The sequence below is a fragment of the Porcincola intestinalis genome (genome assembly GCF_009696445.1).
GTDB classification, from domain to species: Bacteria; Bacillota; Clostridia; order Lachnospirales; family Lachnospiraceae; genus Porcincola; species Porcincola intestinalis.
Map to the genome: position 1 here is coordinate 96,801 of NZ_VULZ01000005.1, position 17,757 is coordinate 114,557.

Here is a 17,757-nt window from a genome sequence, read left to right on the forward strand (position 1 = left end):
CTGAAACAACATCATGTGTAGTATACACATCATGCCGGGCAGATGTGGTAGAAAAAGGAGCAAAAAAAGTGCATAAAACAGAGACTGCAAACAGATGTTCTCCATTGCAGAATGCACTAGGATGCTTTAAACTAAGAGCCGTAGTGGTAGAAAGTGGTGAAATGTGGTGTTTAAGGGAGGAAAAATGGAAAAGATCCATCTTTCCGGCGCCTCATTTCCGGGTGAGGAATTCGGATGTTCTATGGTGCAAATTATAACACCCTGGATGCAAAGGGCAGACTGATCATCCCGAAACAGTTCCGTGAACAGCTCGGCGAGTCGTTCATGATGACGAAGGGACTGGATGGGTGCCTCTATGTCTTCCCGATGAGCGAATGGAATTCCTTCGAAGAGAAACTGGCCGCACTGCCACTTACAAACAAAAACGCCAGAGCGGTTGTCAGGCATTTTGCTGCAGGCGCGACTCTCTGTGAAATGGATAAGCAGGGGAGAATTCTTGTGCCGGAGGTGCTCAGGGATTTTGCTCATCTTCAGAGAGACATTGTCGTGGAAGGCTCTATGAAACGGATTGAGATCTGGTCAAAGGAGCAGTACGACAGGCAGGCAGAAGAGGACAACATCGACGAGTCCATGGAGGCGCTGGATGGTCTGGACCTTTGTCTGTAAGACTCATCGCCGGATTAAGGGCCCGGCAAAGGAGGATGAAAGATGGAGTTTCAGCATAAGCCGGTCATGTTGAATGAGGTGATCGACAGTCTGAAGATCAGGCCTGAAGGGACATATGTGGACGGAACGCTTGGCGGAGCGGGGCATTCCAGTCAGATTGCGAGGAGGCTTTCCGGGGAGGGAAGGCTGTTTGGATTCGACCAGGATGCCGCAGCGATCGAGGCCGCAACAAGGCGCCTCGAACCATATAAAGACAGAGTCTCGATCATCCGGAGCAATTACTCGGAGATGAGAGAGCGGCTGTCAGAGCTTGGTGTAAGATCGGCAGACGGAATTCTTCTGGATCTGGGCGTATCTTCCTATCAGCTCGATGATGCGCAGCGCGGTTTCAGCTACCGGGCGGATGCACCGCTGGACATGAGGATGGATCAGCGGCAGAAGCTTTCGGCAAGGGAAGTCGTAAACGGGTATTCCATCGAGGAACTGACCAGAGTCATAAGGGAGTATGGCGAGGAACGGTTTGCAAGGAATATCGCAAAGCACATTACAGCGGAGCGGGAGAAAAAACCAATTGAAACGACTGGGGAGTTGATTTCCATTATAAAGGCTGCGATTCCTGCGAAAGCAAGGGAGGGCGGCGGACACCCGGCCAAAAGAACCTTCCAGGCAATCCGCATCGAGGTCAACAGGGAACTGGATGTTCTCAGTGATTCCCTTGACGGGATGATTGACCTTCTTGCAGACGGCGGAAGAATCTGCGTCATCACATTTCATTCGCTGGAGGACCGGATTGTGAAAGAGGCTTTCAGGCGAAATGAAAATCCCTGCACCTGCCCACCGGAATTCCCGGTCTGCGTGTGCGGAAAGAAATCCAAGGGACATGTGATAACCAGAAAACCGATCATCCCTTCGGAGGAGGAGACTGAAGAGAACCCAAGGTCAAAGAGCGCAAAGCTGCGTGTCTTTGAGCGGACAATCATCTGAAAGAATACGGCGGTCTTTCGCTTCTGCGGGGAGAATGGCAGAGCAAGGCAGGGACCGGAAATCATCTGGGGAGACTGAATTTCGCTTCCCGGACCGCTGATTTCAGAAAGATGAACAATGCAGGATGGAAAATCATGGCAAAGATAAAGTCAGGAAACATTGCACAATTTGAAAGAGGCAGAGGGCAGCGCTATACTGCGTATGCAGAAGGCAATACGGTCCGGAAGGCGGCTGTATTCCCGGCACAGGAAAGAGGCGTGCACGAGGTCAGTCAGCAGGTCATCCGGAATCGGGAACGTGCACGGCATATGGACATGCGGTATGTTGTGTTTCTTTCTGTGTGTGCTGTGGTGACGGTCATGATCTGCATCTATTTCCTGAAGCAGCAGACAATCTGCACATATAACCAGAAGCAGGTGACAGAGCTGACGACAAGGATCAACAACCTGAAGATTGAGAATGATACAACGTACAATGAGATCGTTTCGGGAGTCGACCTTCAGAAGCTGAAACAGCGGGCGATAGACGACCTCGGGATGACATACCCGAGTCAGAGCCAGATCGTCACGTATCAGAGTCCGGACAGCGATTACGTCAAGCAGTATGGAGAGATTCCTTCCAAATAACAGGGGAGACAGAAACATTTGACTTCCACAGGAAACAGGAAACAAAAAAAAGAAAAGAGATTTACAAGAGGAATGCAAAGGAGGCTGACAGCCGCATTTGCATTCGTTTTGTTATGTATCGTATTTCTTCTGATACGGATCGCGGTGGTGAATGCCTCAAAGGGAAACAAGTATGCCAAGCAGGTCCTTTCTCAGCAGACCTACAGCTCCAGAACCATTCCGGCAAGACGCGGCGAGATTGTGGATGCGAACGGGATTGTCATGGCACGGAGCGAGAGACGATATAATGTTGTGCTCGACTGCTATGCGATCAACCAGGATGAGGATTATGTCGAGCCGACCATCCGGGCGGTATCGAAGGAATTCGGCGTGGACGAGGACAAGGTCCGGAAGATTATAACTTCTGATGCGACGAAGAACTCCCGGTACCAGGTCCTGGTGCAGAAGGTTACGAAAGACCAGAAAGATACCTTTGAGGCGTATAAAGCCGGAAAGGACCTCGAGGAAACGGAGAAGAGCGGCGGCAAGTCCGATAAGGTCCTGCAGGCGGAGAAGGATGAGCGTGCAGATATCCAGGGGGTCTGGTTCGAGGAGGTTTACCAGAGGACCTACCCGTTTGGAACACTTGCAGCGAATGTGGTCGGCTTTTCCAATGATATCGGCGATGGCGTGACCGGGATCGAGAACTACTACAATAAAACACTGACCGGAACCGATGGCAGGCAGTTCGGTTATCTGGACAGCAGCTCCGGAGTTGAGCAGTCTACGATTGAACCGGACAACGGGAAAACGGTTCAGATGACGCTGAACATGAACATCCAGCAGGCAGTCCAGGATCAGATCGATGCGTTTGACAAGGAGTACGGAACGGAGGATTCGGACGGAAAAGGCGCGAAAAACGTCGGTGTGATCGTCATGGATCCTAACTCAGGCAGCATTCTGGCCATGGCGTCCAACCATGAGTATGATCTCAGTGATCCATACGGGGATTATACGCAGGAAGAAATAAAAAAGATGGGCAATGATGCCTATGTGGAGGCGCTGAATAAAAGCTGGGAGAATTTCTGTGTGTCCCAGAGCTATGAGCCGGGATCGGTTGTCAAGCCGATTACAGTTGCCTCTGCCCTTGAGGAAGGGGTGGTCCATGACGGGGACCATTTTTACTGCGGCGGCTCCCTGTTCATCACGGACACGAAGATCAACTGTGACAACATCTACGGACACGGGGACGAGACGCTGGAGTATGCCATCGTCAATTCCTGCAACGTCGCGCTGATGGAGGTCGGTGCCAAGCTGGGGGTAAAGAATTTCATCCGGTATGAAAAAGCATTCGGCTTCGGAAGCCAGACGGGCATCGACCTGCCGAATGAGAATGCCGGTGTGATCTACAACGAGAACACGATGCACGAGGTTGAGCTGGCAACCTGTTCCTTCGGGCAGGGATTTACGGTCAACATGGTGCAGGAGGCAGCAGCCTTCAGTGCAGCGATCAACGGAGGGTATTACTACCAGCCGCATGTGGTTGGAGCGATCCTGAACGCAGACGGAACGACATCCAGCACGGTGGAGCCGCTTGTGCTTCGCCAGCCGGTCTCTCAGGAGGTTTCCCGCTACATCAGGCGTTATATCCAGACAGCCGTGGAACAGGGCACCGGAAAGAAGTCGAGGGTACCCGGATATCTGACAGGTGGAAAGACCGGAACGGCAGAGAAGATCGATCCGGAAACCGGAAAGCGTGCAAAAGGAAAATATCTTGTTTCCTTTATCGGAGCGGCGCCGATCGATGACCCGAAGGTGGTCATCTATGTTGTCATCGATGAGCCGAATGTGGAAGAGCAGGCAGACTCTTCCTATCCGCAGACACTTTTCCGCAAGATCGCTACGCAGGTGTTCCCGTATATGGGAATTTATCCGACAGAACCCGTCACAGACCAGCTTCTGCAGGAACTGGGCATCACAAAGGATGAGACGGTCGAAAATGAAATCAAGAGCGCGACCTTCCAGTGCTTTGGAGCAGACGGGAAGCTGTACAATGACGCAGCTGTCAACGCAAAGGGCGAGGTTGTGGACAGCAGCGGGAATGTGATCGACGGGGTGACGGTGAACCGGGATGCGGGGACTGTGACGGATGCGAAGGGAAATGTGATTGAGGTCGATCTGTCCGCCCTGAAGAGCAAGTCGGATTCACAGCTGCCGGCAGACAATCCTGATATCGCAAGTCCGCCGGAAGAGCAGCAGGATGACAAGAAGTCGGATTCGACCTGGAGCGGGGCAGAGGTGTCGGATCAGGCAAGGGAGCAGGCCGGGGATGTGACGATCGCCGGAGCAGGAGGAAACTGAGATGACGATTAGCCTGGATACCATACTGGCGGTATTTCTTTCATTTATGATGACGGCTGTACTGTGCCCGATTCTGATTCCGTTTCTGATCAGACTGAAGGTCGGACAGACCGAGCGGGTGGAGGGCGTTCAGAGTCATCTCAAGAAGGCCGGGACGCCGACAATGGGCGGCATCGCAATCCTGACATCGGTCATCCTGACCTCTCTGGTCTTTGCCTCCCGCTATCCGAGGATTATCCCGATTCTGATTCTGACTGCGGGATTCGGCGTCATCGGATTTCTCGATGACTATCTGAAGGTTGTGAAGAGAAAATCAGACGGACTTCTTCCGAAGCAGAAGATGGCGTTTCAGATTGTCGTGACAACCATCTTTGTGATCTTCCTCTGGGTGAGGGAGCCGGAATGCTTCGATTTCCTGATTCCGTTCACCGAAGGGAAAGTCATATCGGGGATGGGGGTTCGGATTTTTGGAACCATCCTTTCCTACCTCGCGATCATCGGGACCGTGAACGGGGTGAATTTCACCGATGGCCTGGACGGTCTTTCCTCCTCTGTAACAGCAGCGGTGGCCGTTTTCTTTACCTATGCGTCCATGACACTCGGAGGGAATATCGAACCGATCACGGCGGCGACATTCGGTGCCCTGCTGGGCTTTCTGCTTTATAACGTCCATCCTGCAAAGGTTTTTATGGGGGATACCGGATCCCTGGCGCTGGGCGGATTTGTGTCCGGGTGTGCGTACACAATGAAGATGCCGATATTTATCCTGATTGTGGGACTGGTTTATCTCGTGGAAGTGCTTTCCGTCATCATCCAGGTGACCTATTTCCGGAAGACAGGCGGAAAACGCTTTTTCCGGATGGCGCCGATTCACCATCATTTTGAACTCAGCGGGTGGTCGGAGACCAGGGTTGTCGGTGTGTTTACAATTGTAACCATCCTGCTTTGCCTTCTGGCAAGCATCCGCCTGTAAGGGGCCGGGGATGCGATCTGTGCAAGTGCTCTGAAAGAGCGCCGGCAGCAGGGCCGGAGCCGGCTTGAACAGGAAGTATCAGGCAGAAGACAGGTTACATCGGGGGAGGTCAGATGCCGCAGAGCGGCAGAGGAGAAATTGTGAAACAGGATTTAAAGGACAAGAATGTACTGGTTGTCGGGGCCGGGAAGAGCGGGATTGGCTCTGTCAGGCTGCTGCTGAACATCGGAGCCAGACCGGTACTGTATGATGGCAATGAGAAACTGGATGAGGCAGGGATCAGGGCCTCCCTGCCGAAGGGGGCGGACATTTCGATTGTGCTCGGAACGCTCTCTGATGAACAGCTCGGGAGACTGGATCTGTGCGTCATGAGCCCGGGCGTGCCGACAGATATACCGCCTGTCCGCCGCATCCGGGAGGCAGGGATCCCGATCTGGGGAGAGATCGAGTTGGCATACCGCTGCTCTGAGGGAACTGTCATGGCCGTCACGGGAACCAACGGAAAAACGACGACGGTCTCGCTTCTCGGGGAAATTATGAAGCGCCACCTGGGAAGGCAGCATGTGTACGTGGTCGGCAACATCGGGAATCCCTATACGGATGCCGCGCTCAGGACAGACGCGTCTTCGGTCTGCGTGGCAGAGGTCAGCTCCTTTCAGCTCGAGACGATTGACCGGTTCCACCCGCATATCGCCGCGATTACGAACATCACGCCCGATCATTTAAACCGCCATCACACGATGGAAGAATACATACGGGTGAAGGAGCGGATCGCAGAGAACCAGACACCGGAAGATGTCCTGGTCCTGAATTATGAGGACGATGTCCTGCACGCATTTGGAGAATCCGTGAAGGACCGTGTGAAGGTCTGGTATTTTTCAAGCAGACGCACGCTTGAGGATGGCATGTATCTGGATGGAGATGTCCTGAAGCTCGCGGACCGAAAGAGCGGCACGACACAGGATGTGATAAACGTTCATGAGCTGAGACTGCTTGGGACGCACAATTACGAAAATGTTGCTGCAGCGTCTCTCTCGGCGCTGGCTGCCGGTGTTCCGCTTCAGGAGATCTGTGAAGTCCTGAGAGCCTTCAAGGCGGTTGAGCACCGGATCGAGTTCGTGGAGGAGGTAGGCGGAGTCGCCTATTATAATGATTCCAAGGGAACGAATCCGGATGCCGCGATCCGGGCAGTTCTTGCGATGAACCGGCCGACGATCCTGATTGGCGGTGGCTACGACAAGGGGAGCAGCTACGACGAGTGGATCGAGAGCTTCGGTGGAAAAGTACGCGCGCTTGTTCTGGTCGGACAGACAAAGGAAAAGATTGCCGAATGTGCCAGGAAGCATGGATTTACGGAGGTTTATCTGTGCGATACCTTCCGGGAAACCTTTGACAAGTGTGTGTCACTGGCCAGACCGGGGGATGCCGTGCTGCTGTCGCCCGCCTGCGCCAGCTGGGGAATGTTTCCGAATTATGAGGAGCGCGGCAGAATCTTCAAGGAATATGTCCGCTCCCTTACATGAATTGTAAATGCTACCCTGACCGGCAGCGCTTATCTCATGACCGGCGGCAAGGTCCCAGGGGACTTCTGCCTGCTGTGAATAAGACTGCCGGATATCTGATGCCCTCCGCACGGTGTTTCACCGCGGAGGGCATAAAAACAGGCGAGACGGCTGGTATTGTCATACACCGCCAGTTTGCCTGAACCACCTGGATATGGAGAGAGGTCTGTGAACAGAATTCTTCGTGCAATTGTTATCTTTCTTGCTGTGCTTGCGGCGGCTACGCTGATCGTGGTGTACGGATTTCAGATCCGGCATGTGACGGTTGAAGGAAATGACCGCTACAGTACAGATCAGATCAGCAGTGATCTGACATCTACCAGCCTTCTGAAAAACACCCTCTATTTTGCCTGGAAATACAGAAGTGCCGTCGCGTCCCCGGAGGCGCCGTACCTGACTTCTGTGAAAGCATCGATTCAGTCTCCGACCTCTGTGAAGGTCACGGTGGTGGAGAGCAGCCTGATCGGCCGCGTTCAGGTGGATGGAAAGAATGTGTATTTCGATGAAAACGGGATCGTCCAGATGATCACCGACGAGGTGAGAAGCGGGGTTCCGCTTGTCACAGGAGTCGATACCGGGAGTCCGGAACTATATCAGAAACTTCCGGTTACCAATACCTCCACCTTCCGCACAATGCTGAGCATTACGCAGCTTTTGATTCAGTCGGACTTTATTCCGGACAGCGTCAGCTTCGACAGCAGCGGGAACATGACGCTGCGCTACGGGAGCGTGACGGTCAAGCTGGGCCAGGATGAGTATCTGGAGGAGAAGATCGCAAATCTTGTCCAGATCTACCCGAAGATTTCTTCCAGAACCGGGACACTCAACATGGAAGGCTTCACAGGAAAGAATACAAGCATCACATTCAAGGAGACCGGAAAACAGTCTGACGAGACGGAAGGCGGAGATTCCGGAGAGACACTCACAGGCGTCGGAACCGACACAAGTCAGACGGATGCATCAGCAGGTTCTGATCAGGATTCAGGGACAGCTGAGAATGGACAGTCCCAGAATGCGGACAATCAGAATACGAATGGCCAGGGCCAGGACGCGGACAGTCAGGGACAGAACGAAAACAGTCAGAATGAAAACAGCCAGAATGAAAACAGCCAGAATGAAAAGAACCAGGACGAAGACAGCAGTCAGAATTCGACAAAGGGTGTGATGGCGTTCGACAGCAATGGCACCCTGCACTACGACGCTCATATCGAGAACGGACAGGTCGTGGATGCTTCCGGAAATCCGATTGCAGGCTGCACGGTTGATGAGAACGGAAATATCAAGGATGCATACTGGAACGTCATTGACCCGGCGACGGGACAGCTTGTCCAGTAAGAAACGAAAAAACTGTAAGGGAGAAACTGCCTGAATCAGGTAAAAAACTTGCAATATCGGGTAAAAGCACTTATATTGAAAGGGATATAGGCGATACACCTATACAGGACCTTCATCAGTCAAGGAGGAGACTTCAGTGTTAGAGATTATGTCGAATGACTCTGAACCGGGAGCAAAGATTATTGTCATCGGGGTCGGCGGAGCCGGCAACAATGCGGTCAACAGGATGGTCGATGATACCATCGCCGGGGTCGAATTCATCGGAGTCAATACAGATAAACAGGCGCTTGCCATGTCAAAGGCACCGAGCGTCATCCAGATCGGAGAGAAGATCACGAAAGGGCTTGGAGCCGGCGCCCGGCCGGAGGTCGGAGAGCAGGCCGCTGAGGAGAGCACCGAGGACATCAAGAATGCTGTCCAGGGGGCAGACATGGTTTTTGTTACCTGCGGGATGGGCGGCGGAACCGGAACAGGAGCTGCACCTGTCATTGCGGGCGTCGCAAAGGAGATGGGCATTCTGACAGTCGGCGTCGTGACGAAGCCGTTCCGATTCGAGGGAAAGGTTCGTATGACCAATGCCCTGAACGGAATTGAAAAGCTGAAGGAGAATGTCGACACGCTCATTGTGATTCCGAACGACAAGCTTCTTGAGGTCGTGGACCGCAGGACGACGATGCCGGAGGCTTTCAGGAAAGCAGATGAAGTGCTCCAGCAGGCGGTATCCGGCATCACGGATCTGATCAACCTTCCGGCGCTGATCAACCTTGACTTCGCGGATGTAAGAACTGTCATGCAGGACAAGGGAATTGCGCACATAGGAATCGGACAGGCAAAGGGTGACGATAAGGCGATTGAGGCAGTCAAGCAGGCAGTTGAAAGCCCGCTGCTTGAGACAACGATTGAAGGCGCGACCAATATTATCATCAATGTGAGCGGGGACATCAGTCTGATGGATGCAAGTGACGCAGCGGGCTATGTACAGGAGCTTGCCGGTGAGAACGCGAACATCATCTTCGGCGCGATGTACGACGACACATATGCTGATGAGTGCAGTATCACGGTCATCGCAACGGGAATTGAGGATCCGAACGAGGAGCAGGGATCTTTGCTCGGGCTTCACAAGGGACTTTCCCAGCCGACAGCGGGAACGGATTTCCGCTACAGGAAGACCGAAAGACCGAAGAGCGGGTTCAGCTTCCAGCGCCCGGCAGCCCAGCCGGCGCCGAAGGCTCCGTCCATTCCGGCACAGAACGCGACGCTGAAGGCACCGACCAGCAAGGTGACGCCTCAGGATATCCAGATTCCGGAATTCTTAAGAAGAAGCTGAAGAATCAAACAGAACGAAGCAGAAGGCCTCCGGCATGAAACCGGAGGCTTTCTTCAAACATACCTGATGGAGGAAACCAGATTGGCCGGGAAATATGAGATCACTGGACACACAAGATTCGGAGGACTGCTCGGGTACCCTGTTGCGCACAGCATTTCACCGCAGATGCACAATTACAGTTTTCGCAGACTTGGAATTGATGCGGTCTACCTCTGCTTCAGTGTCCAGCCGGAGCAGCTTGGGGAAACGGTCCGGACATTCCGGAACCTGGACTGCTTCGGGTTCAACCTGACGATGCCGGACAAGACGGCTGTGCTGGAATATCTCGATGAATTGTCCCCGGCGGCGCGGATGATCGGGGCTGTCAATACGGTTGTCAATGATCATGGAAAGCTGACTGGTTATAATACGGACGGATTCGGATTCATGGAATCGTTGCGAAGGGCGGGAGTTCATGCAGCCGGGCAGGAGATGACACTTCTCGGGGCCGGCGGCGCAGGGAGCGCGATTGCCGTCCAGGCAGCGCTGGACGGGGTAAAAAAACTACACATTGCCAACAGGAAAAGCCGGTCCTTTCGCCATGCGGAGGTGCTGGCACAGGTTATCACAGAGAACACAGCCTGCAGGGCGGATGTCGTGGACCTGGAGGATGCACATGCAATCGGAGAGGCAATCGACGCCTCCGGCATTCTTGCGAATGCGACTTCCGTCGGGATGAAGAAGCCGGACCTGCCTGCAGACGCAGAAAACCAGCTGCCGCTTCCAGATACAGGCTGCCTCCACGAAGGCTTAATCGTTGCCGATGTCATATACAATCCCAGACAGACCAGACTTCTCAGGGAAGCGCAGGCAAGAGGCTGCCAGACACTCAACGGAATGTATATGCTGCTGTACCAGGGCGCGGAGGCCTTTCGCCTGTGGACAGGGCAGGACATGCCCGTCCCTGAAGTTCGCCAGAAATATTTTGCCGTATAAGTCCGTCGCTTGTCCGTATGCCAGCGGCGTGCTTGCACGCCAGCTGGCATACGGACAAGCGACACCAGCAGGCATGAGCATGAAGCGGCGCAGCGCGGCGCGGGAATGCGAATGCCTGCGAGCGCTGCGAAGCAGCGCGGAGGACTTATACGGCTGGGAAGTGGCGTGCTTGCACGCCAGCCGGCATACGGACAAGCGACACCAGAGGAACTATATTATGATGGAAATGATATCTGAACTGAACAATCTTTCTGAGAGCAGGATCGTGCCGGTACAGGTCCGCGGTCTCATGCTCGGTGACGGCGTGCCGAAGATCTGTGTCCCGGTTGTCGCGTCAGACCCGGAACAGCTGGAGAAGGCATTGACCCGGCTCGAAGGGATCCGGGATTTCTATGATCTTGTTGAGCTCCGGGCGGACATCTGTCCGTTCGGTGGGACCCGGGAGCTATCTGAGAGCCTTCGGCGCCTGCGGAAGGCGGTCGGGGACAAGCCGATCCTGTTTACATTCCGGACGAAGGAGGAAGGCGGAAACAGAGAAGTGTCCTTCGACTCATACAGGGAGATGAATCTGTGCGCCGCTCAGGAGGGAGCTGATTTGGTCGATCTTCAGCTTTCAATGATGGAGGGGGACAGGATGAGCCTGCTTTCCGACATCCATGGACGTGGCGCACGCGTGATTGGATCGTTCCATGACTTCCACGGAACGCCCCCGGCGGATGAACTGGTGAAAAAGATGGCGGGGATGCAGATGGCCGGGTTTGACATTACAAAGATTGCTGTTATGCCGAAAGACCGGGAGGATGTGCTCGAGCTTTTGTTTGCCAGCGTCCAGATGCAGGAGGAGTGGGCCGACCGGCCCTTCATCACAATGTCAATGGGAAGCCTTGGAAGCATGACAAGAGTCTGCGGGACTTTCTCGGGAAGCTGCATCACATTCGGGACAATCGGAGGGGAATCTGCACCTGGGCAGCTGAAGGCGGAGGTGCTGAGGACCGTCCTGCCTTCGCTTCTATAAGGAAGATGCGATCTGAATCCTGTCTTCTCAAGGAACCCAGGGAAAACGTCAGTCACTTGACGACAGAAAGAGGACAGCAGGGAAAAAGGGCGACACTCCGGAGAGTTTGTCGCCCTTTTTTTTTCATGCCTGAAAGGTTGTATTTTGCAAATACAAGACCCTTCCCGTACACTTTCACCTGACAGACGGAGTATGCCTGATCAACAGACAGCATTTGGGAGGTAGATGTTTGAGTATCGCGGAGATTCTTCTCGTGGTTGCGGGATTATCAATCAATGTATTCCTGATCTCCCAGAAAGACGGAGCAATGATCCGGCGCATCAGGCCGGGAAGCCTGCTGATGCTCTGCGTCTTTTTCTTTGTGTTTGAAAGCCTGTCGATGCTTGCGGGCTTCAGACTGACAAGGATTACGTTCTTCAGGAATTCTTCATCTACAGATCTGAAGAAGTTCTGTTACTTCTGTGCAGTTGTCCTGTTTCTGATCATCGCCGCCTACATGCTTTTTAAGGCATTTACGGAGCGGGAGATCGACGAACACCTGACGGAGATTTCCATCACAAGAACGATTCTCCAGGCCATCGGGGTCGCAGTGTTCGCATTCATCTGCGGTATCGGGTGGGGCTTTATCGGCCACAATATCTACCTGGCAACCGGTGTTCTGGCGGCAGCGACCGTTATCGCGGTTTTTTCAGGGATCTATATGGGCTACAGGGATGGCTGCAGGTACAGAAAAGGCTTCTTTGCAGTCGGAGGCTCCTGCCTTCTGTTTGTCGGGGTTGAAATCCTTGTGCGGTACTTTTAACGGTCCGCTTTTCGGAACCTGGCACTGCATCAGATGACGGCGCGGTGCTCGTTGTATTTTATTTGGGAGGGGTACAAAATGGCCAGTTTTACACACAAAGCAGCACGGCTTGCATTCAGCAAGGCTCTTGATGTCATGCTTGACAGAGTTTACAAAGACCGTGAGAAGGGACTTACGGATGCGCTGAACGTGATTGAGAAGTTCGCGCCGGATACATTTTCAAAAGAAACCTATGCGATGTTCCGCAAGTTTCTTACCGATCCGAATGAAAAGTGGAACCAGTACCTGAACAAGCTGATCGACGAGCTGGATCCGAATGTTCTGAAGATGACACTGCTCAACTTGGTGTTTGAGGCGATGATCAACGGAACCAAGACCATCCGCGCAAACCGTGAGAAATACGGCTGCAATATCCCGTGGCTGATCCTGATGGATCCGACCTCTGCCTGCAACCTGCACTGCACTGGCTGCTGGGCGGCCGAGTATGGCCACAAGCTGAACCTGAGCTTCGAGGACCTGGACCGCATCGTCACGCAGGGCAAGGAGCTTGGCGTATACTTTTACATGTTCACAGGCGGCGAGCCGCTTGTCCGCAAGGCAGACATCCTGAAGCTCTGCAAAAAGCACCATGACTGTGAGTTCCACGCCTACACGAACGGAACTCTGATCGATGATGAGTTCGCGGAGGAGGTCCGCAAGGTCGGAAACCTGAGCTTCTCCATTTCCCTGGAAGGCTTCTCCGAGGTCAATGATCTTCGCCGCGGCGATGGTGTCTTTGCGCGTGTCATGAAGGCGATGGATATTCTGAAGGCGCATGGCTGCTTCTTCGGGACATCGATCTGCTACACAGCAAAGAATCTCGAGACAGTCACATCCGACGAATTCCTGGATATGGAGATTGAGAAGGGCGTCCGTTTCAGCTGGTACTTCCATCTGATGCCGGTTGGCATGAAGGCAGCACCGGACCTGATGCCGAGCCCGGAGCAGCGTGAATACATTTATCACAGAATCCGTGAGATCCGTGCCAACAAGGGCGGCAAGATGATCTACACGATGGATTTCCAGAATGACGGCGAGTTTGTCGGAGGCTGCATTGCCGGCGGAAGAAACTATTTCCACATCAATGCAAATGGAGATGCAGAGCCTTGTGTTTTCATCCACTACTCTGATTCGAACATCCATGAGAAGTCTGTTCTGGAATGCCTGCAGTCCCCGCTGTTCATGCAGTACCGGGCACATCAGCCGTTCAACAAGAACATGCTTCGCCCGTGCCCGATGCTGGAGAACCCGGGTGTGCTGACTCAGATGGTCAATAAATCCGGAGCGCACTCCACGGATCTTCAGGAGCCGGAGAGCGCAGAGCATCTCTGCGGAAAGTGTGTGGACTATGCGAAGGCCTGGAAGCCGGTGGCAGACAAGCTCTGGGCACAGACCGATTACCATCCGCACAAATATGAGAACTGGGCAGGGTTCAGTCAGAAGGATGCTTCCGGAGCTGAAGCGTCCAGAAGCTAAGACGGGATGCAGAACCTGCGGCTTGCATTCATCATTCAAAAGCTTTACACTATCGTTACATATTGGTCAGGTAGATGCCGGAGAGACTCCGCAGGCTGCATGAGGCAGCGAGGGAGAGACGGCGGGGCGGGTGTGCTGCGATCGTGAATATCAGAAGGCGCCTTACGGGATATCCGGAAGGCGCCCTCTGCGTATGTGGCGTGTTCAGGCGGAGAGCAGACAAGGTCAGTATCCGATTACAGAGCGGCAGGGAGGTTTTCTGCGATGAAGAGAATGCTGTTTATCTACAATCCGAGATCCGGGAAGGGTGTTGTACGGGATCAGCTGTCCTATATTCTGGAGGAGTTTTCAAGGGATGACTATGAGATTGTCGTGCATCCGACCATTGAACCGAAGGATGCGACACGTATAACGCAGGAGTTCGGGGATGCATTTGACCTGATTGTCTGCAGCGGTGGGGACGGAACGCTGGATGAGGTGGTGACCGGGATGCAGACAGGACGGTTCACGCGTCCGCTTGGCTATATTCCGGCCGGCAGCACAAACGATTATGCACAGAGTCTGGGTATCCCGAAACAGATGAGAAAGGCTGCCCGATCGATTATGAACGGAACGGTTTACCAGTGTGATCTCGGCCGGCTTGATGACAGCTATTTTGTCTATGTGGCGGCATTCGGAGCGTTTGTGGAGGTATCCTATGACACCCCGCAGGATATGAAAAATCTGCTCGGCCATGCGGCTTATGTGATCCGCGGCATGCAGAGCCTGAATAACCTGAAGGCGTATCACCTCCGGTACGAGAGCCGGGAAATGTCCGGGGAGGGGGACTTCCTTCTCGGGATGATCACAAACTCCGACTCCGTCGGCGGATTCAAGGGGATCACAGGGCGTGATGTGACACTCAATGACGGGGTCTTTGAGGTGGTCCTGTTTCACTCGCCGGCACTGGCGGTTGAGTACCCTGCCATGATCAACAGCGTCCTGAACAAGACACCGAACAAAAATATCACGTATTTCAAGACATCGAAGCTGGAGATCTGGTTCGACGAACCGGTTTCCTGGACGCGGGACGGGGAGTTCGGAGGGAAACGGAAACACGCAGTAATTGAGAACATTCCCAGGGCGATTCCAATCATCGTCCCCGGGAATGATGACCTGAAGACGGCGGAGTGACCTGTTCCGGATTCGGTTTGAACCAGGTAAAGAACTGTCAAGGCGGCATGCGACGGCATGCCGCCTTTTTTGAAGACGACCGTTTCCGAAACAACGATAACATTGCGAGAAACGTGATATCCATTATTGAAAATAGACAAAAGATAGAGTATGATAAGGACAAATGTGGAACCAGTACGGACAACATGAGGGCGCAAATGCTTAAATATGTACGTACAAATAGACGGAAAGCGGAAAGGAGATAAGATGCTGTACATCGGAATCGACCTTGGCACGTCGGCTGTCAAGCTGCTGCTGATGAATTCCGGGGGCGAAATTGTCAGGATCGTATCAAAGGAATACGGCCTTTCATTTCCTCACCCGGGATGGTCGGAGCAGAATCCGGAGGACTGGTACACACAGTCCATGGAAGGCGTAAAGGAACTGCTCGAGGGGCAGGATAAGAGTCAGGTGGCGGGCATCAGCTTCGGCGGCCAGATGCACGGACTCGTGATGCTTAATGAGAAAGATCAGGTCATCCGCCCGGCGATCCTGTGGAACGATGGGCGTACGACAAAGGAGACCGACTATCTGAACGAGGTAATCGGCAGAAAGAAGCTTGAGCAGTATACCGCCAACATCGCATTCGCCGGCTTCACAGCACCGAAGATTCTGTGGGTGAAGGAGCATGAGCCGGAGAACTTCGCAAGATGCAGGAAAATCATGCTGCCGAAGGATTACCTGGCTTACCGCCTGACGGGTGTATTCTCGACAGACTATTCCGATGCATCCGGCATGCTGCTTCTGGATGTGGCGCATAAGTGCTGGTCGGCCGACATGTGCAGAATCTGCGGCATTTCAGAGGAGATGCTGCCCCGGCTTTATGAAAGCTATGAGAAGACGGGCTGCGTGAAGAGAGAGGTTGCACAGGAACTTGGCATTCCGGAAAGCACAGTTGTTGCAGCCGGAGCGGGGGACAATGCCGCCTCCGCTGTCGGGACCGGGACCGTCGGGGAAGGAAGGTGCAACATTTCGCTCGGAACGAGCGGAACACTGTTTATCTCCGCGGATCATTTCGTCAGCATGAACGGACAGAATGCGGTCCATGATTTCGCACATGCGGACGGAAGCTTCCATCTGATGGGCTGCATGCTCTCGGCTGCCTCCTGCAACAAGTGGTGGACGGAGCAGATTCTTCATACGAAGGATTACCCGGCAGAGCAGGCAGAGATTACAGATGACCGACTGGGCGGGAATCACGTCTTCTATCTGCCGTACCTGATGGGCGAGCGTTCCCCGCTGAATGACCCGCTTGCGAGAAGCACCTTCATCGGGATGACCATGGACACCACGCGCGCGGATATGACGCAGGCGATGCTGGAGGGTGTTGCCTTCGGCCTGAGGGATTCCCTCGAGATTGCGAGAAGTCTGGGCATCTCCGTCACGAAGAGCACGATCGTCGGAGGCGGATCGAAGAGCCCGCTCTGGAGAAAGATTGTCGCAAATGTCTGTAATCTGACGCTTGAGATTCCGGAGAGTGTCGAAGGACCGTCCATGGGCGGCGCGATGCTGGCAGCAGTTGCCTGCGGGGAATACCCGGATGTCAGGACGGCATGTGAGAAGATCGTCCGGATCAGCAGGACGGAGGAGCCGGATCCGGAGCTTGTCCGGAAGTACGAGGAAAAGTATCAGCAGTTCAGACAGATTTATCCGGCGCTGAAGGAGTTGTTTCCAAAGCTTCAGTGACGGAAGGCGTGGGAAACGAGACCGCGCGGAAAGGAGTACAGAATGAAAATCTATGAGATCACGGATCCGGAATTCGCAGCCTATGGCAGAATTCTGGGAGGCGTGGATCTGACCGGGATGGTGGAAGCCCTGAAGAAGACGCCGTGTCCGGAGGACGGCACCATCTATGTGCCGGGAGATCCGGAGCTGGAGAAGCTCCCGGAGGCGGCGGAGATCCAGTCAAAGCTGTACGGAGAGCTGCCGGTGCAGATCGGCTACTGCAACGGGCACAATCATAAGCTCAATGCGCTGGAGTATCACAGAAGCTCCGAGCTCAATCTTGGCGCCGACGAGTTTTATCTGATTCTTGGGAAACAGACAGATATCACGCCGGACGGCACCTTCGATACATCTACCTGCAAGGTCTTCCGTGCGCCGGCAGGTGTCCCGGTAGAGGTTTACGCGACGACGCTTCATTATGCGCCGTGCAATAAAAAGAAGGAAGGCTTCCGTGTGCTGGTCGTTCTTCCGAAGGGCACAAACACGGAGCTTTCAGGCACGCACAGCGGCGGGGAAGACGGACATCTGACGGCTGTCAACAAATGGCTGCTGGGACATCCGGAGGGCGGACTGCCGGAAGGAAGTCCGATGGGACTTGTCGGAGAAAATCTGACGGTCGAATAATCAGGTGGAAAGCAGCGCTGCAGGCCGGTATCCGGCTCATGAACAGCTGCAGGTATTCATATCCATACACGTATCT

The 17,757-nt window shown here is 53.9% G+C and carries 15 protein-coding genes; all 15 read left to right on the forward strand.

The genetic code is table 11. The annotated features are described in order from the left end of the window. Positions 1-234: 234 nt before the first annotated feature. The 15 genes from mraZ to FYJ35_RS06245 all read left to right on the forward strand — a co-directional run bounded on the left by mraZ (position 235) and on the right by FYJ35_RS06245 (position 17,681). Complete coding sequence (gene mraZ / locus FYJ35_RS06175) at positions 235-666, forward strand: division/cell wall cluster transcriptional repressor MraZ (protein ID WP_154524616.1); 432 nt, start codon at positions 235-237, stop codon at positions 664-666. Between the two features lie 42 nt (positions 667-708). Beyond that, positions 709-1,650: a 16S rRNA (cytosine(1402)-N(4))-methyltransferase RsmH gene (gene rsmH, locus FYJ35_RS06180; protein ID WP_154524617.1), complete on the forward strand. Its 942-nt coding sequence runs from the start codon at positions 709-711 to the stop codon at positions 1,648-1,650. Between the two features lie 134 nt (positions 1,651-1,784). Beyond that, positions 1,785-2,276: a hypothetical protein gene (locus FYJ35_RS06185; protein ID WP_154524619.1), complete on the forward strand. Its 492-nt coding sequence runs from the start codon at positions 1,785-1,787 to the stop codon at positions 2,274-2,276. Between the two features lie 72 nt (positions 2,277-2,348). Continuing rightward, positions 2,349-4,616: a peptidoglycan D,D-transpeptidase FtsI family protein gene (locus FYJ35_RS06190; protein WP_154524621.1), complete on the forward strand. Its 2,268-nt coding sequence runs from the start codon at positions 2,349-2,351 to the stop codon at positions 4,614-4,616. Positions 4,617-4,623: 7 nt separating this feature from the next. Next, positions 4,624-5,589 carry a phospho-N-acetylmuramoyl-pentapeptide-transferase gene (gene mraY / locus FYJ35_RS06195; protein ID WP_277067855.1) on the forward strand — a complete coding sequence of 322 codons (966 nt, stop codon included), beginning with the start codon at positions 4,624-4,626 and terminating at the stop codon, positions 5,587-5,589. A 113-nt stretch (positions 5,590-5,702) separates the two neighbouring features. Beyond that, on the forward strand, positions 5,703-7,112 hold the full coding sequence (murD, locus tag FYJ35_RS06200) for a UDP-N-acetylmuramoyl-L-alanine--D-glutamate ligase (RefSeq protein ID WP_154524625.1): 1,410 nt from the start codon (positions 5,703-5,705) through the stop codon (positions 7,110-7,112). 207 nt (positions 7,113-7,319) lie between these two features. Next, on the forward strand, positions 7,320-8,486 hold the full coding sequence (locus FYJ35_RS06205; RefSeq protein WP_205839741.1) for a cell division protein FtsQ/DivIB: 1,167 nt from the start codon (positions 7,320-7,322) through the stop codon (positions 8,484-8,486). Between the two features lie 148 nt (positions 8,487-8,634). Beyond that, positions 8,635-9,813 carry a cell division protein FtsZ gene (gene ftsZ / locus FYJ35_RS06210; protein ID WP_154524820.1) on the forward strand — a complete coding sequence of 393 codons (1,179 nt, stop codon included), beginning with the start codon at positions 8,635-8,637 and terminating at the stop codon, positions 9,811-9,813. A gap of 81 nt (positions 9,814-9,894) precedes the next feature. Then, positions 9,895-10,788: a shikimate dehydrogenase gene (locus tag FYJ35_RS06215; protein WP_235906419.1), complete on the forward strand. Its 894-nt coding sequence runs from the start codon at positions 9,895-9,897 to the stop codon at positions 10,786-10,788. A 217-nt stretch (positions 10,789-11,005) separates the two neighbouring features. Beyond that, positions 11,006-11,803: a type I 3-dehydroquinate dehydratase gene (aroD, locus tag FYJ35_RS06220; RefSeq protein ID WP_205839742.1), complete on the forward strand. Its 798-nt coding sequence runs from the start codon at positions 11,006-11,008 to the stop codon at positions 11,801-11,803. Between the two features lie 229 nt (positions 11,804-12,032). Then, positions 12,033-12,605 (forward strand): manganese efflux pump MntP, encoded by a 573-nt coding sequence (locus FYJ35_RS06225; RefSeq protein WP_154524633.1) that lies wholly within the window; start codon positions 12,033-12,035, stop codon positions 12,603-12,605. A 78-nt stretch (positions 12,606-12,683) separates the two neighbouring features. Continuing rightward, positions 12,684-14,120, forward strand: coding sequence for a radical SAM protein (locus tag FYJ35_RS06230; protein WP_154524635.1), 1,437 nt, complete (start codon positions 12,684-12,686; stop codon positions 14,118-14,120). Between the two features lie 264 nt (positions 14,121-14,384). Beyond that, the gene (locus FYJ35_RS06235; RefSeq protein WP_154524637.1) at positions 14,385-15,293 is read left to right on the forward strand and encodes a diacylglycerol/lipid kinase family protein; all 909 of its coding nucleotides are present in this window, start codon (positions 14,385-14,387) and stop codon (positions 15,291-15,293) included. A gap of 246 nt (positions 15,294-15,539) precedes the next feature. Next, the gene (gene xylB / locus FYJ35_RS06240) at positions 15,540-17,018 is read left to right on the forward strand and encodes a xylulokinase (RefSeq protein WP_154524639.1); all 1,479 of its coding nucleotides are present in this window, start codon (positions 15,540-15,542) and stop codon (positions 17,016-17,018) included. Between the two features lie 42 nt (positions 17,019-17,060). Then, positions 17,061-17,681: a DUF4867 family protein gene (locus tag FYJ35_RS06245; protein WP_154524641.1), complete on the forward strand. Its 621-nt coding sequence runs from the start codon at positions 17,061-17,063 to the stop codon at positions 17,679-17,681. Positions 17,682-17,757 lie beyond the last annotated feature (76 nt).